The 23,620-nt window shown below is 71.5% G+C and carries 21 protein-coding genes and 1 tRNA gene; 10 read left to right on the top strand and 12 right to left on the bottom strand.

Features of this window, described 5'->3' with window-relative positions:
- Nucleotides 1–4 precede the first annotated feature (4 nt).
- The 6 genes from pknB to BCL76_RS10685 form a co-directional block, all read right to left on the bottom strand.
- Entirely contained in the window at nucleotides 5–2,014 is a 2,010-nt protein-coding gene (gene pknB, locus BCL76_RS10715) for a Stk1 family PASTA domain-containing Ser/Thr kinase (protein ID WP_109779244.1), read from the bottom strand.
- A 195-nt stretch (nucleotides 2,015–2,209) separates the two neighbouring features.
- Nucleotides 2,210–3,673 (bottom strand): peptidoglycan D,D-transpeptidase FtsI family protein, encoded by a 1,464-nt coding sequence (locus tag BCL76_RS10705; protein ID WP_109779243.1) that lies wholly within the window; start codon nucleotides 3,671–3,673, stop codon nucleotides 2,210–2,212.
- Complete coding sequence (locus tag BCL76_RS10700) at nucleotides 3,670–5,094, bottom strand: FtsW/RodA/SpoVE family cell cycle protein (protein WP_030714098.1); 1,425 nt, start codon at nucleotides 5,092–5,094, stop codon at nucleotides 3,670–3,672. Before BCL76_RS10700 ends, BCL76_RS10705 begins: the two co-directional genes overlap by 4 nt.
- 34 nt (nucleotides 5,095–5,128) lie before the next feature.
- On the bottom strand, nucleotides 5,129–6,589 hold the full coding sequence (locus tag BCL76_RS10695; RefSeq protein WP_258309509.1) for a PP2C family protein-serine/threonine phosphatase: 1,461 nt from the start codon (nucleotides 6,587–6,589) through the stop codon (nucleotides 5,129–5,131).
- Between the two features lie 147 nt (nucleotides 6,590–6,736).
- Nucleotides 6,737–7,243, bottom strand: a complete 507-nt coding sequence (locus BCL76_RS10690; RefSeq protein ID WP_109779241.1) for an FHA domain-containing protein FhaB/FipA — start codon at nucleotides 7,241–7,243, stop codon at nucleotides 6,737–6,739.
- 10 nt (nucleotides 7,244–7,253) lie between these two features.
- Complete coding sequence (locus BCL76_RS10685; protein ID WP_109779240.1) at nucleotides 7,254–8,093, bottom strand: FhaA domain-containing protein; 840 nt, start codon at nucleotides 8,091–8,093, stop codon at nucleotides 7,254–7,256.
- A 293-nt stretch (nucleotides 8,094–8,386) separates the two neighbouring features.
- Here BCL76_RS10685 and BCL76_RS10680 point away from each other — a divergent pair.
- The 10 genes from BCL76_RS10680 to BCL76_RS10635 all read left to right on the top strand — a co-directional run bounded on the left by BCL76_RS10680 (nucleotide 8,387) and on the right by BCL76_RS10635 (nucleotide 18,516).
- Nucleotides 8,387–8,469 (top strand) — tRNA-Leu (locus BCL76_RS10680).
- Nucleotides 8,470–8,686: 217 nt separating this feature from the next.
- Entirely contained in the window at nucleotides 8,687–9,175 is a 489-nt protein-coding gene (locus BCL76_RS10675; protein ID WP_181382502.1) for a hypothetical protein, read from the top strand.
- Nucleotides 9,172–9,813, top strand: a complete 642-nt coding sequence (locus BCL76_RS10670) for a hypothetical protein (RefSeq protein WP_109779239.1) — start codon at nucleotides 9,172–9,174, stop codon at nucleotides 9,811–9,813. Before BCL76_RS10675 ends, BCL76_RS10670 begins: the two co-directional genes overlap by 4 nt.
- Entirely contained in the window at nucleotides 9,813–11,447 is a 1,635-nt protein-coding gene (locus BCL76_RS10665) for a putative T7SS-secreted protein (protein ID WP_109779238.1), read from the top strand. Before BCL76_RS10670 ends, BCL76_RS10665 begins: the two co-directional genes overlap by 1 nt.
- An 18-nt stretch (nucleotides 11,448–11,465) precedes the next feature.
- A complete protein-coding gene (locus BCL76_RS10660) occupies nucleotides 11,466–13,043 on the top strand; it encodes a YrhB domain-containing protein (RefSeq protein WP_109779237.1) in 1,578 nt (525 codons plus the stop codon).
- Nucleotides 13,044–13,178: 135 nt separating this feature from the next.
- Nucleotides 13,179–14,879, top strand: a complete 1,701-nt coding sequence (locus BCL76_RS40300) for a sensor histidine kinase (protein WP_309136822.1) — start codon at nucleotides 13,179–13,181, stop codon at nucleotides 14,877–14,879.
- Between the two features lie 9 nt (nucleotides 14,880–14,888).
- Complete coding sequence (locus BCL76_RS10650) at nucleotides 14,889–15,548, top strand: response regulator transcription factor (RefSeq protein ID WP_109779235.1); 660 nt, start codon at nucleotides 14,889–14,891, stop codon at nucleotides 15,546–15,548.
- 57 nt (nucleotides 15,549–15,605) lie between these two features.
- Nucleotides 15,606–17,006 (top strand): DUF2252 domain-containing protein, encoded by a 1,401-nt coding sequence (locus BCL76_RS10645; RefSeq protein ID WP_109779234.1) that lies wholly within the window; start codon nucleotides 15,606–15,608, stop codon nucleotides 17,004–17,006.
- A gap of 335 nt (nucleotides 17,007–17,341) precedes the next feature.
- Nucleotides 17,342–18,103, top strand: coding sequence for a hypothetical protein (locus BCL76_RS10640; protein ID WP_258309559.1), 762 nt, complete (start codon nucleotides 17,342–17,344; stop codon nucleotides 18,101–18,103).
- Nucleotides 18,104–18,171: 68 nt separating this feature from the next.
- Nucleotides 18,172–18,516 carry a rhodanese-like domain-containing protein gene (locus tag BCL76_RS10635; protein WP_109779232.1) on the top strand — a complete coding sequence of 115 codons (345 nt, stop codon included), beginning with the start codon at nucleotides 18,172–18,174 and terminating at the stop codon, nucleotides 18,514–18,516.
- Nucleotides 18,517–18,528: 12 nt separating this feature from the next.
- Here BCL76_RS10635 and BCL76_RS10630 read toward each other — a convergent pair whose 3' ends face one another.
- The 6 genes from BCL76_RS10630 to paaA form a co-directional block, all read right to left on the bottom strand.
- Nucleotides 18,529–19,671 (bottom strand): acyl-CoA dehydrogenase family protein, encoded by a 1,143-nt coding sequence (locus BCL76_RS10630; protein ID WP_109779231.1) that lies wholly within the window; start codon nucleotides 19,669–19,671, stop codon nucleotides 18,529–18,531.
- A 180-nt stretch (nucleotides 19,672–19,851) separates the two neighbouring features.
- Entirely contained in the window at nucleotides 19,852–20,955 is a 1,104-nt protein-coding gene (gene paaE / locus BCL76_RS10625; RefSeq protein ID WP_109779230.1) for a 1,2-phenylacetyl-CoA epoxidase subunit PaaE, read from the bottom strand.
- A complete protein-coding gene (paaD, locus tag BCL76_RS10620; RefSeq protein ID WP_109779229.1) occupies nucleotides 20,956–21,462 on the bottom strand; it encodes a 1,2-phenylacetyl-CoA epoxidase subunit PaaD in 507 nt (168 codons plus the stop codon).
- The gene (gene paaC / locus BCL76_RS10615; protein ID WP_109779228.1) at nucleotides 21,456–22,199 is read right to left on the bottom strand and encodes a 1,2-phenylacetyl-CoA epoxidase subunit PaaC; all 744 of its coding nucleotides are present in this window, start codon (nucleotides 22,197–22,199) and stop codon (nucleotides 21,456–21,458) included. The genes paaD and paaC overlap by 7 nt, the downstream gene beginning before the upstream one ends.
- Nucleotides 22,196–22,480 carry a 1,2-phenylacetyl-CoA epoxidase subunit PaaB gene (paaB, locus tag BCL76_RS10610; protein WP_030817166.1) on the bottom strand — a complete coding sequence of 95 codons (285 nt, stop codon included), beginning with the start codon at nucleotides 22,478–22,480 and terminating at the stop codon, nucleotides 22,196–22,198. The genes paaC and paaB overlap by 4 nt, the downstream gene beginning before the upstream one ends.
- Nucleotides 22,477–23,538, bottom strand: coding sequence for a 1,2-phenylacetyl-CoA epoxidase subunit PaaA (gene paaA / locus BCL76_RS10605; protein ID WP_375137902.1), 1,062 nt, complete (start codon nucleotides 23,536–23,538; stop codon nucleotides 22,477–22,479). Before paaA ends, paaB begins: the two co-directional genes overlap by 4 nt.
- Nucleotides 23,539–23,620 lie beyond the last annotated feature (82 nt).

The following is a 23,620-nucleotide window of genomic DNA, read 5'->3' as shown; positions in this document are numbered from 1 at the left end:
CGCGTCAGCCGCCGAAGCCGCCGAAGCCGCCGCCGTTGTTGTTGCCGCCCTGCTGCGGGCCGCCACCGCCGAGGGCGATGACGTTCACGGGCTGACCCGTGGCGATCGGGGTACCCGGCAGCGGGTCGGTGCGCACGATGATCGCGTTGCCGTCCGTCGAGCCGGTGACGACGCCGAGCCGGAGGTTGGCGCGTCGCAGCTCGTCCTTGTACTGGTCCACGGTGAGGCCGTTGAAGTTGGGCACCGCGGTCTGCGCCGAGGCCTTGGCGATGGTGATGTTCACCGTCTTGCCCACCTCGAGCTCCTCGCCCGCCTCGATCTGCTGGCTGATGACCGTGCCGGGAACGGCTCCGGGCTGCTCGGTCTCCGTCACGCTGCCGAGCCGGAGCTTGGCGTCCGTGAGGGCCTTGGCCGCCTCGTCCTTCTTCTTGCCCCTGAGCTCCGGCACCGTGGCCTTGGTGACCTCCTTGGCGACGGTCAGCATGACGACGGTGTTGCGCTCCGCCTCGGTGCCGCTCTTCGGGTTCTGCTCGAGGACGGTCCCGGCCGGTCGGTCGGACTCCTGCGTCTTGCGGTCGACCTGGAAGCCCTTCTCCTTCAGCTGCTTCTCGGCCTCCTCGAAGCTGAGGCTCTGCACGTTGATGACCGTCACCTTGGGCGCGCCCGTGGAGATCGTCACCGTGACGGTGGAGCCCTCGTCGACCTTCGCGTCGGCCGCCGGGTCCTGCTTGCAGACGTTGCCCTTGGGCTGGTCCTCGCAGGGCGCGTCGGGGCCCTTGACCACCTTGAGGCCGACGTTGTCGCCGCTCCTCTGCGCCGCTTCGAGGGTCTGGCCGATGAGCTTGGGCACGGCGGGCCGGTTGTCGGCGCCCGCGCCGAAGAGGGAACGGCCGATGAGGATCGCGCCGACCAGGACGAGGATGCCCGCAGCGACGAGCAGGACGGTGGACGCCTTGCTCTTCTTCTGGCGGCGGCCCGGGCCCTGGTCGTATCCGCCGTGGCCGTATCCGCCGTCGCCCGGGGGCATGGGCGGCATCATCGACGTCTGGGCACCGGGGTCGGTGGTCCGCAGGGCGGTGGTGGGCTGGTCGTAGCCCTGGTGCCCGTAGCCGTTGCCCGGGTCGGGGTAGCCGTAGCCGCCGGCCGCGCCCATGGTGGCGGCGGCCGCGACGGGCTGCCCGTCGAGGCAGGCCTCGATGTCGGCGCGCATCTCGTCGGCCGACTGGTAGCGGTAATCGGGGTCCTTGACCAGTGCCTTGAGGACGATGGCGTCCATCTCGGGCGTGATCTCGGGGTCGAAGTTCGACGGCGGCTGAGGCTCTTCCCGTACGTGCTGGTAGGCGACGGCCACGGGGGAGTCACCGACGAACGGGGGCCGGACGCTGAGGAGCTCGTAGAGCAGGCAGCCCGCGGAGTAGAGGTCGGAGCGCGCGTCGACCTGCTCGCCCTTGGCCTGCTCGGGCGAGAGGTACTGGGCGGTGCCGATGACGGCGGCCGTCTGCGTCATGGTCATGCCGGAGTCGCCCATGGCACGGGCGATGCCGAAGTCCATGACCTTGACCTGGCCCGTGCGCGTCAGCATCACGTTGGCGGGCTTGATGTCGCGGTGCACGATGCCGGCGCGGTGCGAGTACTCCAGGGCCTGGAGGATGCCGATGCACATCTCCAGCGTCCGCTCGGGCAGCAGCTTGCGGCCCGAGTGCAGCAGCTCGCGCAGCGTGGAACCGTCGACGTACTCCATCACGATGTACGGGATGGAGATGTTGTCGACGTAGTCCTCGCCGGTGTCGTAGACCGCGACGATCGCCGGGTGGTTCAGCGACGCGGCCGACTGGGCCTCGCGCCTGAACCGGGCCTGGAAGGACGGGTCACGGGCGAGATCGGCGCGCAGAGTCTTGACGGCGACGGTACGGCCGAGCCGGGTGTCGTGGGCGAGATAGACCTCGGCCATGCCACCACGGCCGAGCACGTGGCTCAGCTCGTACCGGCCGCCGAGGCGACGCGGCTCTTCCATAACGTTGCAGCCCTCTCCGTCAGTCCCGACCGCACCTGTGTGTGGTCCGGCGGTGTGCTGTTCGCGCAAAGGCTACCGGCCGATCGTCCGTGATCGGTTCGTGGCCACAGGCTGATACTGGACCGGTACCGTACGCTCGGACCCGGCCGGAATTCTGTGATGCGGATCACTGAACTCCGGTCCGTGGTCCCTCGTTCACCCCTGGCTGCCGAGCACCGCCGCCATGACCGCCTTGGCCACGGGGGCGGCCAGACCGCCACCGCTGATGTCCTCGCGGTCCGCCTCGCTGTCCTCGATCACGACGGCGACGGCGACGGGCGAGGCCTTGTCCGGGGTCTCGGCGTAGGAGATGAACCAGGCGTAGGGGCGCTTCTTGTTGCCCTCGCCGTGCTGCGCCGTACCGGTCTTGCCACCGACCGTCACGCCGCTCATCTTGGCCTTGGAGCCGGTGCCGTTCTGGACGACGTTGACCATCATCTGCTGCACCTTCTCCGCGTTGGCGGCGGAGAGCGGCCGGCTCATCTCCTGCGGCTCGTGCTTCTCGATGATGTCCAGGTTCGGCGACTGGAGCATGTCCACCATGTACGGCTTCATCAGCTTGCCGTCGTTCGCGATCGCGGCGGTGACCATGGCCATCTGCAACGGGGTGGCGGCGGTGTTGAACTGCCCGATGGAGCTCTGGGCGTTGCCGTCCTTGCCCATCTTCTTGTCGTAGATGCTGGCGAACGCGCGGACCGGAACGTCGATCTTGTCGTTGTTGAAGCCGAACTTCTCCGAGGTCTCCACCATCTTGTCGCGGGTGACCTTGTCGCCCATGTTCGCGAAGACCGAGTTGCAGGAGATGCGCAGCGCCTCGTTGAGGCTCGCCTTCTCGCAGCCCGTGGCGTGGTTGACCATCTCGGTCTTGGTGCCCGGCAGGAAGTACGGGTCCGGGGTGTCCGTCGGAGCGTTGATGTCCTGGACGACGCCGTGTTCGAGGGCGGCGGCCGCGGTGACCACCTTGAAGGTGGAGCCCGGCGGGTACGTCTCGCGCAGGGCGCGGTTCACGAGGTTCTTGTCCTCGCTGTCCTTCAGCTCGACCCAGGCCTTCTCGTCGTCCTTGGAGTTGCCCGCGAAGCGCGAGGGGTTGTAGGAGGGCGTGGAGACCAGGGCCAGGATCGCGCCGGTGCGCGGGTCGATGGCCGCGACGGCGCCCTTCTTCGTGCCCAGCGCCTCGAAGGCGGCCTTCTGGGCCGCGGGGTTGAGCGTGGTGACGACGTTGCCGCCCTGCTTCTTCTCCCCGGTGAACATGCCGATGGTGCGGTCGAAGAACAGCCGGTCGTCGTTGCCGGTGAGAATGCCGTCCTCGAGGGACTCCAGCTGGGTGGAGCCGAAGGCCTGCGAGGCGTACCCGGTGACGGGAGCCCAGAGCTCACCGTTGATGTAGGTCCGCTTGAACTTGTAGTCGCTGCCGTCGGTCACCTTGGAACCGGTGATCGGCTCGCCCTTGACGATGATGTTGCCGCGCTCGGTCGCGTACTGGGCGATCTGGACCCGGCGGTTCTCCTTGCGGGTGCTGAGCTCCTCCGCCTGCACGTACTGCAGCCAGTTGGTACGGATCAGCAGGGCGAGGACGAGCAGCCCGCAGAACAGCGAGATGCGGCGCAGGGGCTTGTTCATGACGGACGGACCACCTGGGTCATCTCGGAGTCGGGGGACGGGGCGGGAGCCGGTGCGGGGCGGCGTGCGGTGTCGCTGATCCGGATGAGGATGGCGATGAGGATCCAGTTCGCGAGGACGGAGGAACCGCCGGACGCGAGGAAGGGCATCGTCATGCCGGTGAGGGGGATGAGGCCCATGACTCCGCCGGCGACCACGAAGATCTGGAGCGCGAAGGCGCCGGAGAGGCCGATGGCGAAGAGCTTGCCGAAGGGGTCGCGGGCGGCGAGGGCGGTGCGCACGCCGCGCTCGATGATGAGCCCGTAGAGCAGGAGGAAGGCCATCACGCCGGCGAGGCCGAGTTCCTCACCGACGGTGGAGAAGATGAAGTCGGAGTTGGCGGCGAAGCCGATCAGGTCGGAGTTGCCCTGGCCCCAGCCGGCGCCGAGGACCCCGCCGGAACCGAAGCTCATGATCGACTGGCCGACCTGCTCGCAGGCACCCGAGGTGGTGTAGCAGGCGAAGGGGTCGAGCCAGGCGTTGACACGGGCCTGGACGTGGCTGGCGAAGGTGCCGACGACCACGGCGCCGCCCACCGACATCAGCAGGCCGATGACGATCCAGCTGGTGCGCTCGGTGGCCACGTACAGCATGATCACGAACATGCCGAAGAAGAGCAGCGAGGTGCCGAGGTCGTTCTCGAAGACGAGGACGAGCAGGCTCATCGCCCAGATCATCAGGATCGGGCCGAGGTCGCGGCCACGCGGCAGGTAGAGGCCCATGAAGCGGCGGCTGGCCAGCGCGAGCGCGTCGCGCTTCACCATCAGGTAGCCGGCGAAGAAGATCGCGATGACGATCTTCGCGAACTCACCGGGCTGGATGGAGAAGCCACCCACGCTGATCCAGATCTTGGCGCCGAAGACGTCGGCGCCGAGGCCCGGGATGACGGGCAGGATCAGCAGGACCAGGGCGCCGGCCATCGAGATGTACGTGAACCGCTGCAGGACGCGGTGGTCCTTCAGGATCAGCAGCACGGCGGCGAACAGGGCGATGGCGACCGCGGTGTACATCATCTGGCGGGGCGCGGAGGGGGAGAACCCGCCGAAGGCCCGCTTCGCCAGGTTCTGCAGGCGCTCGGACTGGTCCAGGCGCCAGATCAGGACGAGGCCGAGACCGTTGAGGAGCGTGGCGAGGGGCAGCAGCAGCGGGTCGGCGTACTTGGCGTACCGGCGCACGACAAGGTGTGCGATCCCGGCGAGGGCGCCGAGGCCGAGGCCGTAGAGCACCATGCCGGGGGGCAGGCTGCCGTTGATCGCGAGGCCCACGTTGGCGTAGGCGAACATCGGGATGAGCACGGCGAAGCCGAGCAGGAGGAGCTCGGTGTTCCGCCTGCTCGGCAGCTCGATGGCGCCGATCGTGGTGGTGTTGGTGACTACGCTCATGGTGTGGCAGGCCCCCTGCGCCCGCGTATGTCTACTACTTGCCGCACAGCCCGACCAGTGCCTGCTCCTCGGGAGTCAGGCTGGGGGCGGGCGTCTGGCTGTTCGCCTCGGCCTTGCGACGTTCCTCGTCCTTCTTGCAGGCGGACGTCTGGACGCCGAGATCATCGAGCTTCTTGCGCGCCGCGTCGAAGCTGTTCTCGCTGATGGTGGCCTCGACCAGCTTCCGCTTGAAGGGCGGCAGGTACTTCAGTTCGATGTCGGGGCGATCGGTCTCCACCTTGGAGAGCTCCAGCGGCCCCAGCTTCGGGCTGATGCCGCGGAAGAGCGCGACGTGCTCACCCTTCACGCCCACGTAGAACTGGGTCTGGGTCCAGCGCCAGCCGGCGTAGAGGCCACCGCCGACGACACCGGCGACGATGAGCAGGGTCAGCGTACGCGTGGTCCACTTGCGCCCTTTGCTGCGGCGCCTGCGGGGGTGGTCGTACGTGTCCTCGTAGCCGGGTTCGGGGGTGTACGCGTCGGCTTCGCCGAAGGTGCCGTACGCGCCGCCACCCTTGCCCTGGTCGCCGGAGTACCCGTAGCCGGCGGCGTCGCCGCTGCCGGGGGGGCCGAAGGCGCCGGCGGGGGGCCGGCCCTGGCGGCCGAGTCCGGCGGCCCTGCCGGCCGCGGACTGCATGGCGTTGCCGCCGTCGAAGAGCTGGTGCTGGTTCTCGGCGACCGCGCCGACGACCACCGGGGTGTCGCTGACCTGGGCGGCGAGGGTGTCACCGCTGTCGGTGTCGAGCACGTCGGCGACGATGCAGGTGATGTTGTCGGGTCCGCCGCCGCGCAGGGCGAGCTGGATCAGCGACTGCACGGTCTCGCGGGGACCGTGGTAGTCGGCGAGGGTCTCCTCCAGGGTCTGGTGGGAGACGACGCCGGAGAGCCCGTCGGAGCAGATCAGGTAGCGGTCACCGGCCCGGACCTCGCGGATGGAGAGGTCGGGCTCGACGATGTCGCCGCTGCCGAGCGCGCGCATCAGGAGGGAGCGCTGCGGGTGGGTGGTGGCTTCTTCCTCGGTGATGCGCCCCTCGTCGACGAGGCGCTGCACCCAGGTGTGGTCCTGGGTGATCTGGGTGAGGACGCCGTCGCGGAGCAGGTAGGCGCGGGAGTCGCCGACGTGGACGAGGCCCAGGCGCTGGCCGGTCCACAGCAGGGCGGTCAGGGTGGTGCCCATGCCCTCGAGCTGCGGGTCCTCCTCGACCATCACGCGCAGCTGGTCGTTGGCGCGCTGCACGGCCGTGGCCAGCGAGGTGAGGATGTCGGAGCCCGGGACGTCGTCGTCGAGCTGCACGAGGGTGGAGATCACCTCGGAGCTCGCGACCTCGCCGGCGGCCTGGCCTCCCATGCCGTCGGCGATCGCGAGGAGCCGGGGACCGGCGTAGCCGGAGTCCTCGTTCCCCTCACGGATCATGCCCTTGTGTGATCCGGCGGCGAACCGCAAGGACAGACTCATGCGCACCTGCCCTGTCGACGAAGCTGCCTCCGGGTACAACCGGTCTCGAGCCACACTGCCCACCCTCCGGTCGGGAGCGCGCTCGGGTCCGTGCCCTCGGTGGGACGGATCGCCGCCGCGCGCTCGCTCCGCTCGCTCATTCTCGTACTACTTCCGCAGCTCGATGACGGTCTTGCCGATGCGGATCGGTGCGCCCGGCGGAATGGGCGTCGGGGTGGTCAGCCGGGTCCGGTCGAGATACGTGCCGTTGGTGGACCCGAGATCCTCGACGATCCACTGGCCGTCACGGTCGGGATAGATCCTGGCATGGCGGCTGGACGCGTAGTCGTCGTCCAGCACGATCGTGGAGTCGTGCGCGCGGCCCAGCGTGATCGTCTGGCCGGCGAGGGCCACGGTGGTTCCCGTGAGGATGCCCTCGGAGACGACGAGTTTGGTGGGTGCCCCGCGCCGCTGGCGCTGCTGCGGAGGCGTGGCCTGCCGGCCACCCGTCTGCTGCGGGGCGCCGCCGGCGCCCGCGCTTCCACGACGGGAGCCGCGTTGGGTCACGCGCGTCCCGAAGAGATCGCTGCGGATGACCTGGACGGCCACGATGACGAACAGCCACAGAACGGCCAGGAAACCCAACCGCATGACCGTAAGGGTCAGCTCTGACATTGCCCCCGCTTCACCCTTCGGCTTGCCGGTAAATGATGGTGGTGCTGCCCACGACGATCCGCGAGCCGTCGCGGAGCGTAGCGCGGGTGGTGTGCTGCCCGTCCACCACGATGCCGTTGGTGGACCCGAGATCCTGGATCGTCGAGGGCGTTCCGGTCCGGATCTCACAGTGCCGGCGGGATACGCCGGGGTCGTCGATCCGCACGTCGGCTTCCGTGCTTCGGCCGAGTACGAGCGTGGAGTGCGAGATCTGGTGGCGGGTGCCGTTGATCTCGATCCAGTGGCGCCGCGGGCCACCCGGGCCGGCCGCGGGGGCCGGTCCGGCGGGTACGCCCGGAGCGGGCCGCCGAGCGCCGGGTCCGCCCGGGGGCGGGGCGCTGGGCATGGGCGGGGCCGAGACCGGGGGGTACCCGTAGCCGCCCGGGGCCGCCTGACCGCCCTGCTGCCCGCCCTGGGGGGCCTGCGGCTGGGAGGTGCTGGAGGCGAGGGTACGGCTGCGGACCCGGTAGAGCCCGGTGTCGAGGTCGTCGGCCTTCTCCAGGTGGACCTTGATGGGGCCCATGAAGCTGTAGCGCTGCTGCTTGGCGTAGTCGCGGACGAGGCCCGCGAGCTCGTCGCCGAGCTGCCCGGAGTAGGGGCTCAGGCGGTCGTAGTCACCGGCGCTGAGCTCGACGATGAAGTCGTTGGGGACGACGGTCCGCTCGCGGTTCCAGATGGTGGCGTTGTTGTCGCACTCCCGCTGGAGGGCTCCGGCGATCTCCACCGGCTGGACCTCGGACTTGAACACCTTGGCGAAGGTGCCGTTCACCAGACCTTCGAGTCGCTGCTCGAACCGCTTCAGAACTCCCATGGGGCACCTCCTCCGTCGCTGTCGCCCTGTACTGCTTACTGATCGTATCCACGCGTGGCGGATTCGGGTGGTTCCCCATCGTTCCTGTGAGGACGAGTGTTGGTCCTCACAAGCGATCGTAGGGGCGCTCCAGGGACAGTGTCCCGCACCGGGAGCGGAGTGCGGGAGGGGCCGTCCACAGCGGGGTGCGGGGGCGCCCGGAAAGCGATGTGAATCCACCCCGTTTCCCGTGCTAATGTTTCGACGTCGCCAGGGGAAAGGCCCGAAAGGGAAGATCCACTGGGGAGCTGCTCGGGCGAGTGGCGGAACGGCAGACGCGCTGGCTTCAGGTGCCAGTGTCCTTCGGGACGTGGGGGTTCAAATCCCCCCTCGCCCACATCGACGAGACGGTCGTCACTGCGAAAGCGGTGGCGGCCGTTTCGTGTTTCCCCGCCCCGGACGTATGTGTGACGTACCTCCCTCCTTGGGACCCCCGACCTGTGCTCCTGCCGGAAGGCAGGGTTAGGGTGGGCCAACTGTCCGAATTGTGAGACCAGTTGTGGCCGGAAGGCGTGCACGATCACCCCATCCGGCCGGTACTGAGGAGTCTTTGGGTGGGTTTCGACGAGGAGTGGGGGCGGCTGCGCGCCGCCGCGACCGAGCGGGTGGACGCGGGGGTTCCGGTGGAGCCGGCCCCGCCGGCGGACGAGCCGGAGAGCGCCGCCGCCGTGGACGCCGAAGCGGCCCGTGAGGCGGTGCTGGAGCGGCTGGCGGACTTCCGTAGCCGGGTGGTGCTGGTGCCCCTGGACGAGCGGGGCGGCCTGTGGACGGCCGAGCTGGGCGGGCTGGACTGGATCTGCGCGTTCTCGGAGATGGAGACGCTGGCCCGGTTCGCGGACGCCCGCGGTGAGGCGGAGCGGGAGTGGCCGTACCGGCGGATCGTCGGGGCGCGGCTGCTGGACGAGGTGATCCCGGCGCTGGACTTCCCGTGCGGGGTGGCGCTGGACGCGGCCGGGCCGGACGGGATCGTCTTCCCGCCGGTGCGAGGGCTGGTGCCGGACGGTGCGGCGCTCGACGGGGACCGACGGGAGGAGCAGGTGTGAGCGGGGACGGGGCGGACGTAGATGTCTCGAAACAGGCGCTGGGACAGATAGCGAAGGGCATCACGGACACGCTGGGTGAGCTCGAGGAGCTCGGGATGGTGGGCTCGGCGAGCATGGGCCGGGGCTTCTCGGATCTGGCGCTGTCGGGGATGGAGAGCGGCAGCGACGCCCTGACGGCATCGATGAAGACCTTCTGCGAGCGCTGGGAGTGGGGCGTACGGGCGCTGGTGCAGCAGGGCAACCGGTTCGCGTTCGACGTCGGTCTGTCGGCGGGTGTGATGCACGAGCAGGACCAGTACATCCAGGGCAGCTTCAAGGTGCTGACCAACTCCGCGATGGGCAATCCGTACGCCTCGGAGAAGGACGTCATCGAGAAGGACTGGGGCGAGGTCCTCTCCGACAACGCGTACACGCAGATCCGGGACGCGGACTACAGCGAGGAGTCCTTCGAGCGGGCGCGGGAGAACAGCACGGAGGCCTGGAAGGGCGCGGTACGGGACGTCAACAGCTCGGACGTGTTCCTCGGCAACCAGATCATCGACGCGACGGGGCTGCGGGACGAGGTGGACGGGGCGGTCGACGACTGGGTCGGACCGGCGCCGCAGCCGCCGGCGCGGCCCTCGGGCGGTGAGCGCTGATGGCGGACTGGGGCGGGCTCCTGGACAAGGGCCTGGAGAAGCTGGACGACGGCTGGGAGGGCGCGAAGAAGGTCGTCGGTCAGGGCGTCGACAAGGCCACCGACGGGATCGGCGCGGGCCTGGACTACGTCGGGGCGGACGACTGGGCGGACAAGGTCGAGGACTGGGGCGACGACGTCGCCTCGAACCTGGGTGCCTCGGTCGGCGAGCAGCAGCTCGGCCAGACCGAGCAGGCGAACGAGCTGGTGCACGGCAAGCCGACGAAGATCCGGGAGTCGGCGAAGCACCTGACGGACTTCCAGGGGGCGTTCGACAAGGTCGGACAGGGCATGCGGGCGCTGGACCCGGGCCACTGGAAGGGGCAGGCCGCCGACGCCTTCCGGGAGAAGTTCGCGATGCACCCCACGGACTGGCTGCACGCCTCCGACGCCTGCGAGGCGGCGGCGGGCGCGCTGAACCGGTACGCCGAGACCGTGGAGTGGGCGCAGAAGCAGGCGCAGCAGGCCATCGACCTGTACAAGGCGGCCGTCAAGGCCGCCAAGGACGCTCACGAGGACTACGCCGCGAAGGTCGGCACCTACAAGGAGGCCGCGGACGCCGGCCGGGATCCCGGACCGGAGCCACAGAAGCCGGTCGACGTGGGCAAGGCCGAGGGCAGGCGGGCCCACGAGATCCTCGGCGAGGCCCGCAAACAGCGCGACGAGGCCGCGGGGGCCGTGGCCAAGGCGCTGGAAGCCGCGCTCGCGCACGCCCCGAAGGAGCCCTCGGCGACGGACCGGGCCCTGGCCGGGATCACCGACCACTACGGTGCCCAGGCGGTGGAGCTCAACCACTTCGTCGGCGGTGTGGTCAAGGGCACGGCGGGCCTGCTCAACTTCGCGCGCGGCCTGAACCCGATGGACCCGTACAACCTGACCCACCCGGCCGAGTACCAGCAGAACCTCAACATGACGCTGGCAGGCCTGGTCTCCACGGCCGCCCACCCGGAGCGGATCCCGGGCGCGCTGATCGACAGCTTCAAGGACGACCCGTCGGAGGGCCTGGGCCGGCTCGTACCGGAACTCCTCGGCACCAAGGGGTTCGGCGGCGCCCGGGCGGGCGTGCGGGTCGCGGAGGCGGCGGCGACGAAGCCGTCGGCCTGGTCGCATCTGGCGAAGCCGACCAAGGGCGTGACCGAGCGGCCCTCGATCCACGCCGACTCCGTCGGGAAGAAGGACGCCCAGAAGTTCATCGACGACCAGTACCCGTGGCTCAAGGACATGAACAACACGAACATGCCGGGCTACCAGTACAACTGCACCAACAACGTGGTCACCCTGGACCGACGGCTGGACGGCGCGGAGGTCTCGGCCGCGCCGAAGACCGGGCCCGGCGACATCCCGTACAAGGAACTCGGTGTGGAACCGAGCGCCAAGAAGGTCGTCGGCAGCTACGACGACATCGTCAAGGACCTGGAGGCGCGGGGGCCGGACTCGCGCAGCGTCGTCGCGATCTCCCGCCACGGCATGGCCGGTCACGTCTTCAACGCGGTGAACACCCCGCACGGCGTCGTCTTCCTGGACGGCCAGACGGGGAAGCTGGCCACACTGGAGACCCACAACATCAGCGAGATCGCCCATGTCCCGTACCGCTAGCGTCGTCAGGAATCAGAAATGCTCACGTTGAACGAGGCCGTCGAAGCGGCCCGGATCCGCCTCGACCAGGCGTTCGCCTCGGAGCCGTGGACGATCGTGCTGAGGCCGGAGCTCACGCAGGAGCACGAGCTGGCCTGGATCGTCCGGTACGACACCCAGGAGAGCATCGACGCCGGGGACCCGATGGTGGGTCCGTTCAACAAACTGGTGATCGTGCCCAAGGACGGGTCCCGGGTGGACTTCCCGCCGACCCACCTGCCCCTGGACGAGTACCTCGCCTACGTGCGCCACGGCGGCTGGGACCGGGCCGGCGCCGCGAAGACCTCGAAGGCCGAGCCGTGGCAGACCGCGCTGGAGTGGCTGCTGTCCACCTATCACGGGCTCGTCGAGCTGGTGGGCATCGAGCCCGTCGCCGAGGACGCCGGGACCTGGCTGTTCGCCTGCCGGACCATCGAGCAGCCGGGCTACCCGCGCACCCCGATGCTGGCGGCGTCGCTCGTGGTGCCCAAGGACTACGGGGAGCCCTTCCACCCCGCGTCGAACGATCCGTGGGGCGATGCCTCCGCGTACACGCACGACCCGGTCGAGCGCGATCCGCAGACGCAGGCGAGGCGGCTGAACGCGCGCGGCTGCGTGGTCACGACGGCCGCCGCGATCGCGGGCGGCCCCTCGTCACCCCTGCCGTGGCAGCCCGCGCACGAGGCGCCCGGCTGGTGGGAGCTGCTGCTGCGCCGCCACTTCCCCACCGCCCGCGAGCTGCGGTGCGCGAGCTGGGACGAGGTGATCGCGCGCGCCGGGGAGACCGGACCGGACACCCAGGGCGTGGTGTGGGTGCGGCGCGTCATCGGCGGCACCGAGGTCAGCGGGCACCTGGTCTACGCGCACAACAACGACGGTCAGGTGGTGTTCCTGGACGGGATGACCGGTGGGCTGGCCCGGCTGGACCAGGTCGGGGTGCTGCAGCTGGTCTTCGCCCGGGTCGCACCGGGGGCCGGGCCGGGGCGGACCGCGCCCGATCTGGCCACGGCCCGGGAGAAGGCCGAGCGGTGGCTGCGGGAGACGTACGCCGAACCGGTCGAGCTGGTGGAGCCGGCAGCCGAGGACGAGACCGCCCGGGGGTGGCTCTTCGCCTGCCAGACGACGGCCGCGCTGCGCAGTGGTGACTGGCGCCACGCGATGCTCGACGCCGCGGTGGTCGTGCCGAAGGGACCGCAGGATCCGTTCCTGCTGCCCAACTCCGACCCCTGGGGCTTCCTGGCCGCATGGGACCGGGACCGGCCCGCGGGGCCGGTGCCCGCGCCGGACAAGGCCGACTGGTTCACCTCCACGATGGCGGCACTGGGGCCGGTGCTGTCCGTCTCGGAGCATCCGACGGTGGTCGCGGCGGTCGAGGGCCTCAGGGCCCTGCCGGCCGGGGGCCGGGCCCTGGTGTGGGTACGGCGGCTGGACGCGCGGGGACGGGAGAGCACCGGGCTGCTGCTCGCCGGGCTGCACAGCGAGTCCGGGATGGTGGGGCTGATCGACTCCGCCGCCGAGGAGCTGCGGGACCTGGACGGCTTCCACGAGTCCGGTGTGCGCGTGGTCCGGTATCGGTGAAGCGACGCGGCCGCCCCGCCGCGCCCCGGCCCGCCGCGGGCCGACCGCGGGGCGGGGCGGGGTTCGACTTTCGTCGTGCGGGGCGCGACGAAAGAGGGCAGCCGGCCCGGGGCGCGGGTGTCTAGGGTCGGGCGGGTGGATGCGAAGGCGAAGACGCGTGCCGGCTGGGACTGGCTGAGGGGTCCGGAGCCCTGGACCCGGCGGATGCTGGTCGGGGACCTGGCTCTCGGCGGCGTGATCGCCCTCTTCGGCCTGGGCGTCGAGGAGGTCAGCAACGCCTCCGGGCGACGCATGCTGCTCGGAGCCGTGGTCGCGGTCGCGTTCACGCTGATGCGCCGCAGGCTGCCGGGGAGCACCCTCGTGCTCGCCTCGGGCGTGGTCACCTTCGTGCCCGGGGCCTTTTTCGTCCTGCCCCTGCTGGGCTGGTCGGCCGGCCGGCGGATCGTCGGGGTGGGCCGGGCGCTGGCCGCCTTCACGCTGGCCTTCGTGGCGGCGATCGGCTGCAGCGTGGTGGACCAGCAGGCACAGATGCAGCCGCTGCTCGTGATCGTGTTCTCCGCGCTGATGTTCCTGGCGACGACCGTGATGCCGGGTCTGGCCAGCCGGTACTGGTCGCAGCGGCGCACCCTGCTGCGCGCGCTCCAGGAGCGCAACGGACAACTGCTGCGCGAGCGGGCCATGGTCGCCGGACAGGCGAGGCTGCGCGAGCGCCAGCGCATCGCCCAGGACATGCACGACAGCCTCGGGCACCAGCTGGCGCTGATCTCCGTGCACACCGGTGCGCTGGAGGTGGACCCGAAGCTCACCGACCGTCAGCGCGAGGCGGTGGGCGTGCTGCGGCAGGCCTCGGTGGCCGCCATGCACGAGCTGCGCGAGGTCGTCGGCATCCTGCGCGACGGGGTGGAGGCGCCCGCGCCCGTGGAGGAGGCCCAGCCCGCGGCGCGCGGGGTGGCCGGTGTCGCGGGGTTGGTGGAGGCGGCCCGGGGCTCGGGGACCGATGTCCGGATGACCACGTCGGGCCGGCCGAGGCCGCTGGTCGCGGCGTGCGACCACGCCGCGTACCGGATCGTGCAGGAGGCCCTGACGAACGCGTACAAGCACGCGCCGGGGGCGCCGATCGCGGTGGAGCTGCGCTTCGAGGACGACTCGCTGGTCGTGGAGATTGCCAACGGGCCGTCGGCCGGTCCGGCGGCCGACGAGGTGGTGTCGGGCGGGCAGGGCCTGACGGGGCTGCGCGAGCGGGCCCGGCTGGTCGGCGGGATGGTGCACGCGGGCCCCGCCGAGGGCGGCGGGTTCCGGGTGGCGGGGGTCCTGCCGTACGGGGCGGAGCCGGCCGGAGTGGTGGACGTCGCCGACGACTTCGGGCAGCAGGCGCACGCGTACGCGGGCGGTCCGCCGGCCGGGCGGGGCGGCGAGCAGCCGATGGACTGGCAGGCGGTGGACCGGGAGCTGGCCGTGCGCATGCCCAGCCGGTCCGGTGGGGTCGCGGTGGGCTGCGGGATCGCCTTCGCGGCGGTGGTGCTGCTGGTGATCGTGTTCGGTGCCGGGGTGGTGTTGCTGATCGACTCGGCGAGTGACGCGATGATCGACCGGGACGAGTTCGACGCCGTGCACGTGGGCGAGACCGAGCAGTCCGTCCGGGACCGGCTGCCGTCCGGGGAGAACTTCATGACGGCCGGGGCCGCCAGGAAGGGGCCGCCGAGGCCCGCGGGCTCGGACTGTCTGGCCCTGTTGGCAGAGGATCAGCCGGGCGCCCTGGGAACGGACCGGATCTTCCGGTTCTGCTTCAGGGACGGCAAGCTCGTGGAAAAGCAGGAGTACGAGGTCAAGCAGTAGGAGCGCGGGGTGACAGCCGAAGTGATCAGAGTGGTGATCGCCGACGACGAGCCACTGATCCGGGCCGGGATCAGGATGATCCTGACCTCGGCGCCGGACATCGAGGTCGTCGCGGAGGCGGCGAACGGCAGGGAGGCGGTGGACCTGGCCCGCTCGCACGCGCCCGACGTGATGCTGCTGGACATCCAGATGCCGGTGATGGACGGGCTCTCGGCGCTGGGCGAGCTGCGGCGGGCCGTGCCGGAGGTGCGGGCGCTGATCCTGACCACCTTCGGGGAGAAGGAGAACGTGTTGCGGGCGCTGGGCGAGGGCGGCGCGGGATTCCTGTTGAAGGACTCGGCGCCCGGCGAGCTGATCGGGGCGGTCCGGGCGGCGGCCGCCGGGGACGCGTACCTCTCGCCGGGCGCGACCCGGCACGTGGTGGACCAGCTGGCGTCCGGGAAGGCCGTGGTGCGCGGGGAGGTGGCCCGGCGTCAGGTGGCGGAGCTCAGCGACCGTGAGCGCGGCGTGCTGGCGCTGCTGGGCGAGGGCCTGTCCAACGCGGAGGCGGGCCGGCGGCTGCACATGAGCGAGGCGACGGTGAAGACGTACGTGAGCCGGATCCTGGCGAAGTTGGACTGCGAGAACCGGGTGCAGGCGGCGCTGCTGGCCAGGGACGCCGGGCTGTAGATACGGTCAGCCCGTTCGAGAAGCGATCAATGAAGTGAACGGGTGGGGGCGGCGTCGATGGCGGCGATTGCGGGTCAGCGGATTCCGGACGTGGCGGGCTTCGCGCCGAGGGTGGCGGCCGGTTCGCCGAAGGAGGAGGGCAAGGCCCTGCGCGCCCGCCTGCCGCGGTCGGCGCACGCCGCCTTCACGGCGCCGGCCGACCGGCCGGACGCGGTGCGCGCGGTGGAGGAGTCCAACGCCGGGCGGGTGCCCGAACTGACGCCGATACGGGTGGGCCGGATGGCCGCGAACCCCTTCGCGTTCCTGCGCGGGGCGGCCGGGCTGATGGCCCACGACCTGTCCGGTGGTCCGGTGACCGGGGTCGGCGCGCAGATCTGCGGCGACGCGCACGCGGCGAACTTCGGTCTGTACGGGGACGCGCGCGGGCGGCTCGTCATCGACCTCAACGACTTCGACGAGACCGTGTTCGGCCCGTGGGAGTGGGACGTGAAGCGGCTGGCGGCCTCGCTGGTGCTGGCGGGCCGGGTGGCGGGCGCGGACGAGGACACCTGCAGGGCGGCCGCGCTCGACTCGGTCGGTGCCTACCGGCGCACCATGCGGCTCCTCGCCAAGCTGCCCGCGCTCGACGCCTGGAACGCCATCGCCGACGAGGAACTGGTCTCGCACACCGACGCCCGCGATCTGCTGGGCACGTTGGAGCGGGTCTCGGAGAAGGCACGCAACAACACCTCCGCGCGGTTCGCCGCCAAGTCCACCGAGATAGGGCCCGACGGCGGCCGCCGCTTCGTCGACGCGCTGCCCGTGCTGCGCCGGGTCGGGGACGGGGAGGCGGCGGCCGTGGCGGCCTCGCTCGGCCCCTACCTGCACACGCTCCAGGGCGACCGGCTGCCGCTGCTGGCCCGGTACGCGATCCAGGACGTGGCCTTCCGCGTGGTGGGCACCGGGAGCGTCGGCACCCGCTCGTACGTGGTCCTGCTGCTGGACCACCGGGGCGAGCCGCTGGTGCTCCAGGTCAAGGAGGCGCGGCCCTCGGTGCTGCTGCCGCACCTGCCCGGGCTGGGCTTCGCGCCGGCTCCCGAGCAGCACGAGGGCCTTCGGGTGGTGGCCGGGCAGAAGCGGATGCAGGTGGTCTCCGACATCATGCTGGGCTGGACCACGGTGGAGGGCCGGCCCTTCCAGGTGCGGCAGTTCCGCAACCGCAAGGGCAGCGTGGATCCGGCGGCGCTGGCCGTCGAGCAGATCGACGACTACGGGCGGATGACCGGCGCTCTGCTGGCCCGGGCGCACGCGCACAGCGTCGACCCGCGGCTGCTGGCCGGGTACTGCGGGAAGAACGACGAGCTGGACGAGGCGATGGCGACCTTCGCCGTGGCCTACGCCGACCGCACCGAGGCCGATCACGCCGATCTGCTGACCGCGGTACGGGCCGGCCGGATCGCGGCGGAGATCGGGGTCTGACGGTGCTCCGCGGGCCGGCGGACGGTGCTCCGTGGGCTCGCGGACGGTGCTCCGCGGGTCGGCGGACGGTCGGTGGCGGCTCGTACGCGGACACGCCTGCGGGGCGTCCGTGGCTGCCTGTGGGTGCCCCGCGGGTGCTCCGACCAGGGCCTGAGCGGTCCGGCCGGAGCCGTGGCGGGCCCTGTCACGGCGGGCGATGTTCCACGTGAAACATCGCCCGCGCGGGCGGGCCGTAGGCTGGCCGGGTGAGCGAGCAGACCGAGCAGCCTGAGCAGACAGTCCCCGGTGCATCCGGTGACTCCTCCGTCACCGGTGGGGAGCGCCCGGAGGCGCGCCTGGAGCGGGCCGTGCGGGCCGCCGAGCAGGCGCTGATCGAGTTCGAGATCGCGGTGGAGACCTTCCGCGTGGAGGTGGAGAACTTCTCCCGCCTGCACCACCAGAAGCTCGGCCCCATGTACACGAGGCTCGACGAACTGGACGCCCTGATCGCCGAGGCGAAGGCGTCCCGCAGCGGCGATCCCGAGGACCTGCGGCGGGCGAAGGAAGCGCGCTCGCTGGTCATGCCGATGCCCGGGGTGGACGAGCTGTTCCACGACTGGCTGGGCTCGGACGGGATCTCCGACGACGCCTCCGCGATGCTGACCGACCGGCCCGTGCGGCCGCCGGAGCGGGTGCGGCCCTCGGAGGAGGTGCGCCGCCTCTACCGTGAGCTGGTCCGTCAGGCCCACCCCGACCTCGCGCAGGAGGAAGGCGAGCGGGAGCGCCGTGACGCGTTCATCGCGCGGGTCAACGCGGCCTACGGGCGCGGCGACGAGGGGCTGCTGCGCGAGCTGGCCGAGGAATGGGCGGCCGGACCGGCGCCCGAGGCGGCGGTCCCCGGCGAGAGCGACGAGCTGTACGCCCGGCTGGAATGGCTGGCACGCCGCAAGGAGCTGCTGTCGCTCGTGGCCAAGGAGCTGGAGGACAGTGCGATCGGGTCGATGCTGAGGATGGCGCCCGAGGACCCCGACCGGCTGCTGGAGGAGATCGCGGAGCAGCTGCTCGCGCAGGTCTGCGAGCGCGAGGCGGAGCTGGCGGCGGAGCTCGCCGCCGAGTGAGCCGGTTCGCCCGTACCGGGTGGTCGGATAGGTTGGCAGCAGATTCGTGAAGAGAGAAGGCGACAGCTATGAACTTCGGGCCGCTTCCCTCGGTGGACGCCACCGCGGTGCCCTCCGAAGGCTTTGTTCTCGACGTCCGTGAGGACGACGAATGGGCGGCCGGCCACGTCGAGGGTGCTCTGCACATCCCGATGAGCGACTTCGTGGCCCGCTTCGGTGAGCTGACCGAGGCTGTCGAGGACGGCCGCCGGGTGTACGTGATGTGCCGGGTCGGCGGGCGTTCCGCGCAGGTCACCCAGTACCTGGTGCGCCAGGAGATCGACGCGGTGAACGTCGACGGCGGGATGCAGGCCTGGGACGGTGCCGGGCGCCCGATGGTGACGGACAACGGGAACCCGGCCTTCGTCCTCTGACGAGGAGCCGGTTCAGGCGAGGGGGTGGGCGGCCAGCAGGTCGCCCAAGGCCTCCTCGTGCGCGGCGGCCGGGCCGAGCTGGAGCTCCAGCTGTTTGGCCCAGGCGTGGTAGCGGTGCAGCGGGTAGTCCGTGTCGGCGCCGAATCCGCCGTGCAGGTGCTGGGCGGTCTGCACGACCCGGCGCACACCCTCCGCGGCCCAGATCTTGGCGACCGCGACATCACCGGAGCTCGGCAGCGGACCACCGGCGCCGCCGGTCCCCGCGTCGAGCCGCCAGGCGGCCTGCCACAGGGTGACCTCCATGGCGCGCAGATCGATGTACCGGTCGGCGGCCTGGACGGCGACGGCCTGGAAGGTGGCCACCGGGAAGCCGAACTGCTCGCGCTTGGCGGTGTACCCGCTGGTCATGGTGAGGACGTTCTCGCCGAGTCCGAGCGCCAGCGCGCAGGTCCCGGTGGCGAGGAGCTGGCGTAGCCGCTCCCAGGCTCCCGGGGTTTCGATGAGGTGCGTCGCGTCCACCCGTACGCCGTCGAGGGCGAGTTCGGCGAGCCGCTCCCCGCTCGTGGAGACCTGCTCGGCGAGGGCCAGTCCTTCGGCGGCCCGGGGGACGAGTGCGAGGACGGCCTCGCCTTCGCCGGTGTGCGCGGGTACGGCGATCCAGTCCGCGCCGTGTGCCCAGGGGACCGCGGTCTGGGTGCCCTCCAGGATCCACTCCTCGCCCTCTCGGCGGGCGACGACCGCGAGCTCGGCCGGGTCGTGGCCGGAGCGTCCGTGGGCGGCGGCGGTGAGCACGAGCGTGCCGTTCCCCGCGCCGGGCAGCAGGGCGGCGGCCAGTTCGGGGCTGCCGTGGGCCTGCACGGCCATGGCGGTGGCGCAGTGCTCCAGCAGCGGGACCCGCGCCAGCACCCTGGCGGCCTCGCGCAGCACCAGGCACAGGGCGACGGCGTCCAGGCCCGCTCCGCCGTGCTCCTCGGCGAGCACCAGGCTCAGCAGGTCCGACGCGGCGAGCTTGGCCCACAGCGGGCGGTCGAAGTCCTCGGCGACGGCCCCCGGGGTCAGCGCGGGGCTGGGCACGCCGTCGGGCGCGACATCCGCGAAGACGGCCCGGGCCGCCTCGACGGCGGCCTGCTGCTCCTCGGTGAAGGTGAAGTCCACTGCCTGTCCTCCCGCGCGTTCAGGTCTGACGGTGTCGCGTCCGACGATGTCGCGTCTGACGGTGCGTCAAGATAGAACAGGTTCTGGTAAATGGACAGGCCTTGTGGACGGACAGGCCCTGAAGACGGGTCAGGCCCCTGTCCTGGGACAGGGGCCTGATCGAGGGGACGTCGTCCCGCCTCAGCGGTCGAAGTCGATCTCCACTTCCTCGGTGACCGGGTGCGACTGACAGGCCAGGACGAACCCGGCCTCCGTCTCCTCGGCCTCCAGCGCGAAGTTCCGCTCCATCCGGACCTCGCCCGAGACCACGAACGCCCGGCAGGTGCCGCAGACCCCGCCCTTGCAGGCGTACGGGGCGTCCGCGCGGTTGCGGAGCACCGCGTCCAGCAGGGACTCGCCGTCCTGGACCGGCCAGGTGCCCGAGCGGCCGTCGAGCCGCGCCGTGACCCGCCCGGTCGCGGGGGCCGTGGCACCGGCGGGACGGGCCGTCGGCGCGGTGTCCTCGACGTGGAAGATCTCCTCGTGCACCCGGGTCCGTGCGACGCCGAGCCCGCCCAAGGCCCGCTCCGCGCCCTGCACCAGGCCGTACGGGCCGCACAGGAACCAGCCCGTCACCTCCGGCACCGGCAGCAGCGCGGGCAGCAGGGACGCCAGCCGCTCCTCGTCCAGCCGCCCGGAGGGCAGCCCGGACTCCTGCTCCTCCCGGGAGAGGACCGTCACCAGCTGGAACCGTGCCGGATAGCGGTCCTTGAGGTCGGCGACCTCCTCCAGGAACATCGTCGAGGCCGCCGTACGGTCGCTGCGCACGAGGCAGAACCGGGCGTCGGGCCGGGCGGCCAGCAGGCTCGCCGCGATCGAGAGCACCGGCGTGATGCCGCTGCCGCCGACGATCGCCGCGTAGTGGCCCGAGGCCGGGGCGGTGGTCGGTTCCAGCGTGAAGCGCCCGGCCGGGACCATGACCTCCAGCACGTCACCGGCGGCGATCTCCTTGTGCGCGAAGGTGGAGAACTCACCGCCCTCCACCAGCCGCACCCCGACCCGCAGCTGCTCGGGGCCCGGTCCGTCCGCGGACGGCGCCGGAGAACAGATCGAGTAGGTGCGGCGGACCTCGGCGCCGCCCTCGGGGGCGGTGCGGCGCAGCGTCAGGTGCTGGCCCGGGGCGTGCCGGTAGTCCTCGCGCAGCTCCTCGGGAACCCGCAGGGTCAGTGCCACCGAGTCGTCGGTGAGTCGGTCGACAGCCGCCACCGTCAGCGGGTGGAACGCGCCGTGGCGGGGGGCGGCCATCTAGAGCTCCTTGAAGTGGTCGAACGGTTCGCGGCAGGCGGTGCAGCGACGCAGCGCCTTGCACGCGGTGGAGGAGAAGCGGCTGAGCAGCTCGGTGTCGGTCGATCCGCAGTTCGGGCAGCGGACCGACAGGGTCACCGGGACCGGCCCGCCGGCCGCGTGCGGCCGGGGCGGGGCGATGCCGAACTCGGCGAGCTTGCGCCGGCCCTCGGCGCTGATGTCGTCGGTGGACCAGGCGGGGGCCAGCACGGTCGTCACCCGCACCTCGGGGATGCCGTGGCCGGTCAGGGCCCGCTCGATGTCGGCGGACATGGCCTCGATGGCGGGGCAGCCGGTGTAGGTGGGGGTGAGGGTGACCTCGGCGTGGCCGTCCTCGTGCATCCGCACCCCGCGTACCACGCCGAGCTCGCCGAGGGTGAGCACGGGCAGCTCCGGGTCCGGGACGGAGCCGGCCAGCGCGGCCAGCTCCGCCTCCAGGCGGGTCGTTCCGGCGTCGGCGGTCACCATGAGGCCCCCGGGTGGCTGCGGTGCAGGTGCTGCATCTCGGCGAGCATCCGGCCGAAGGACTCGGTGTGCAGGCCCTGCCGGCCGGCGCCGGCCGCCCAGGCGCCGGTGCGCGGCCCCTGGGGCAGGTCGAGGCCGGCCCGTCCCAGTACGTCGGTCAGCGCGGCCAGCCAGCGCTCCTCCACGGCGGCCAGGTCCAGGCCGCCCTGGCCGTCCACCGGCTGGAACATCTCGCCGGTGAACTTCCACAGCGCGTCGAGGGCGGCCCGCATACGGCTGCGGCTCTCCTCGGTGCCGTCGCCGAGCCGCAGGGTCCACTGCTCGGCGTGGTCGCGGTGGTACGCGGTCTCCTTGACGGCCTTGGCCGCCAGCGGCGCGAACGGGCCGTCGCCGCGGGCGAGCTCCCCGTAGACCTCGTGCTGGTAGAAGGAGAAGTAGAGCTGGCGCGCGATGGTGTGGGCGAAGTCGCCGTTCGGCTGCTCGACCAGCTGGAGGTTGCGGAAGGCCCGCTCCTCGCGCAGGTACGCCAGCTCGTCCTCGTCGCCGACCATGGACAGCAGGATCCGGGCTTGGCCGAGCAGGTCGAGGGCGATGTTGGCGAGCGCGACCTCCTCCTCCAGGACGGGGGCGTGTCCGGCCCATTCGCCGAGGCGGTGGGAGAGGATCAGCGCGTCGTCGCCGAGCGCGAGCGCGGCGGCGGCGGTGGCGCCGGTGAGGCGCGTGGTGTCGGTGCTGGTCACAGGTGGCTCACCCCCTCCGGGATGTCGTAGAAGGTCGGGTGCCGGTACGGCTTGTCGGCGGACGGCGCGAAGAAGGGGTCCCGCTCGTCGGGCGAGGAGGCGGTGATCTCGGTGGAGGGCACCACCCAGATCGAGATGCCCTCGTTGCGCCGGGTGTAGAGATCGCGGGCGTTGCGCAGGGCCATCTCCGCGTCGGGAGCGTGCAAGCTGCCCGCGTGCGTGTGCGAGAGGCCGCGGCGCGAACGCACGAAGACCTCCCACAGGGGCCAGTTCTGCGTCATACCCGTGCCTCCTCGTTCTGTCCGGCGTGCTTCGCCGCTTGCTGTGCCACCTGCTGTGCCGTCTGCTTGCGCGCGTACGCGGCGGCCGCGTCACGCACCCAGGCGCCTTCCTCGTGGGCCGCGCGCCGCTGGCCGATCCGCTGCTCGTTGCAGGGGCCGTTGCCCTTGAGGACGTCCCAGAACTCGGCCCAGTCGATGGCGCCGAAGTCGTGGTGTCCGCGCTCCTCGTTCCACTTCAGGTCCGGGTCGGGCAGGGTCAGGCCGAGCGACTCGGCCTGCGGGACGGCGATGTCCACGAACCGCTGGCGCAGTTCGTCGTTCGAGTGCCGCTTGATGCGCCAGGCCATCGACCGGGCCGAGTGCGCCGACTCGTCGTCCGGCGGGCCGAACATCATCAGCGACGGCCACCACCACCGGTCCACCGCGTCCTGGGCCATCGCGTGCTGGGCCTCGGTGCCGCGGGAGAGGGCGAGGAGCAGCTCGTACCCCTGGCGCTGGTGGAAGGACTCCTCCTTGCAGATACGGACCATGGCGCGCGCGTAGGGCCCGTAGGAGCAGCGGCAGATCGGCACCTGGTTGGTGATCGCCGCGCCGTCCACGAGCCAGCCGATGGCGCCGACGTCCGCCCAGGTCAGGGTGGGGTAGTTGAAGATCGAGGAGTACTTCTGCTTGCCCGAGTGGAGCTTGTCGAGCAGCTCGTCGCGGCTGGTCCCGAGGGTCTCGGCCGCGCTGTACAGGTACAGCCCGTGGCCCGCCTCGTCCTGCACCTTGGCCATCAGGATCGCCTTGCGGCGCAGCGAGGGCGCGCGGGTGATCCAGTTGGCCTCGGGCTGCATGCCGATGATCTCGGAATGGGCGTGCTGCGCCATCTGGCGCACCAGGGAGGCGCGGTACTCGTCCGGCATCCAGTCGCGCGGCTCCACCCGCTCGTCGGCCGCCACGGCCGCGTCGAATGCCGCCGCGAGCTGTGCGCCCAGGTCAGCAGTCATGCCTGTCCCGTCCGTCCTGTCTGTCCCGAGAGCCGTGTCCGGCCCCGTCTCCGGGGTCACTGCCACCATTCCGGCCCCCTGCCAGAGTCCGCTGTCCGCCCGACCGACCGATCGTTCGGTTCATACGCTTCAATGGTGAGACGGCGGCCCG

It is taken from the genome of Streptomyces sp. CG 926 (assembly GCF_003148825.1).
Classification (GTDB): Bacteria; Actinomycetota; Actinomycetes; order Streptomycetales; family Streptomycetaceae; genus Streptomyces.
This window is presented reverse-complemented; position numbering and strand designations above follow the sequence as displayed.

Excerpts from the sequence above, each read along its gene's own strand:
- BCL76_RS10695 (WP_258309509.1), bottom strand. The coding sequence starts at position 6,589 with ATGAGTCTGTCCTTGCGGTTCGCCGCCGGATCACACAAGGGCATGATC.
- BCL76_RS10635 (WP_109779232.1), top strand. The coding sequence starts at position 18,172 with ATGAACTTCGGGCCGCTTCCCTCGGTGGACGCCACCGCGGTGCCCTCC.
- BCL76_RS10660 (WP_109779237.1), top strand. The coding sequence starts at position 11,466 with ATGCTCACGTTGAACGAGGCCGTCGAAGCGGCCCGGATCCGCCTCGAC.
- paaE (WP_109779230.1), bottom strand. The coding sequence starts at position 20,955 with ATGGCCGCCCCCCGCCACGGCGCGTTCCACCCGCTGACGGTGGCGGCT.
- paaD (WP_109779229.1), bottom strand. The coding sequence starts at position 21,462 with ATGGTGACCGCCGACGCCGGAACGACCCGCCTGGAGGCGGAGCTGGCC.
- paaB (WP_030817166.1), bottom strand. The coding sequence starts at position 22,480 with ATGACGCAGAACTGGCCCCTGTGGGAGGTCTTCGTGCGTTCGCGCCGC.
- BCL76_RS10705 (WP_109779243.1), bottom strand. The coding sequence starts at position 3,673 with ATGAACAAGCCCCTGCGCCGCATCTCGCTGTTCTGCGGGCTGCTCGTC.
- BCL76_RS10685 (WP_109779240.1), bottom strand. The coding sequence starts at position 8,093 with ATGGGAGTTCTGAAGCGGTTCGAGCAGCGACTCGAAGGTCTGGTGAAC.
- BCL76_RS10645 (WP_109779234.1), top strand. The coding sequence starts at position 15,606 with ATGGCGGCGATTGCGGGTCAGCGGATTCCGGACGTGGCGGGCTTCGCG.
- BCL76_RS10665 (WP_109779238.1), top strand. The coding sequence starts at position 9,813 with ATGGCGGACTGGGGCGGGCTCCTGGACAAGGGCCTGGAGAAGCTGGAC.
- pknB (WP_109779244.1), bottom strand. The coding sequence starts at position 2,014 with ATGGAAGAGCCGCGTCGCCTCGGCGGCCGGTACGAGCTGAGCCACGTG.
- BCL76_RS10690 (WP_109779241.1), bottom strand. The coding sequence starts at position 7,243 with ATGTCAGAGCTGACCCTTACGGTCATGCGGTTGGGTTTCCTGGCCGTT.
- paaA (WP_375137902.1), bottom strand. The coding sequence starts at position 23,538 with ATGGTGGCAGTGACCCCGGAGACGGGGCCGGACACGGCTCTCGGGACA.
- BCL76_RS10700 (WP_030714098.1), bottom strand. The coding sequence starts at position 5,094 with ATGAGCGTAGTCACCAACACCACCACGATCGGCGCCATCGAGCTGCCG.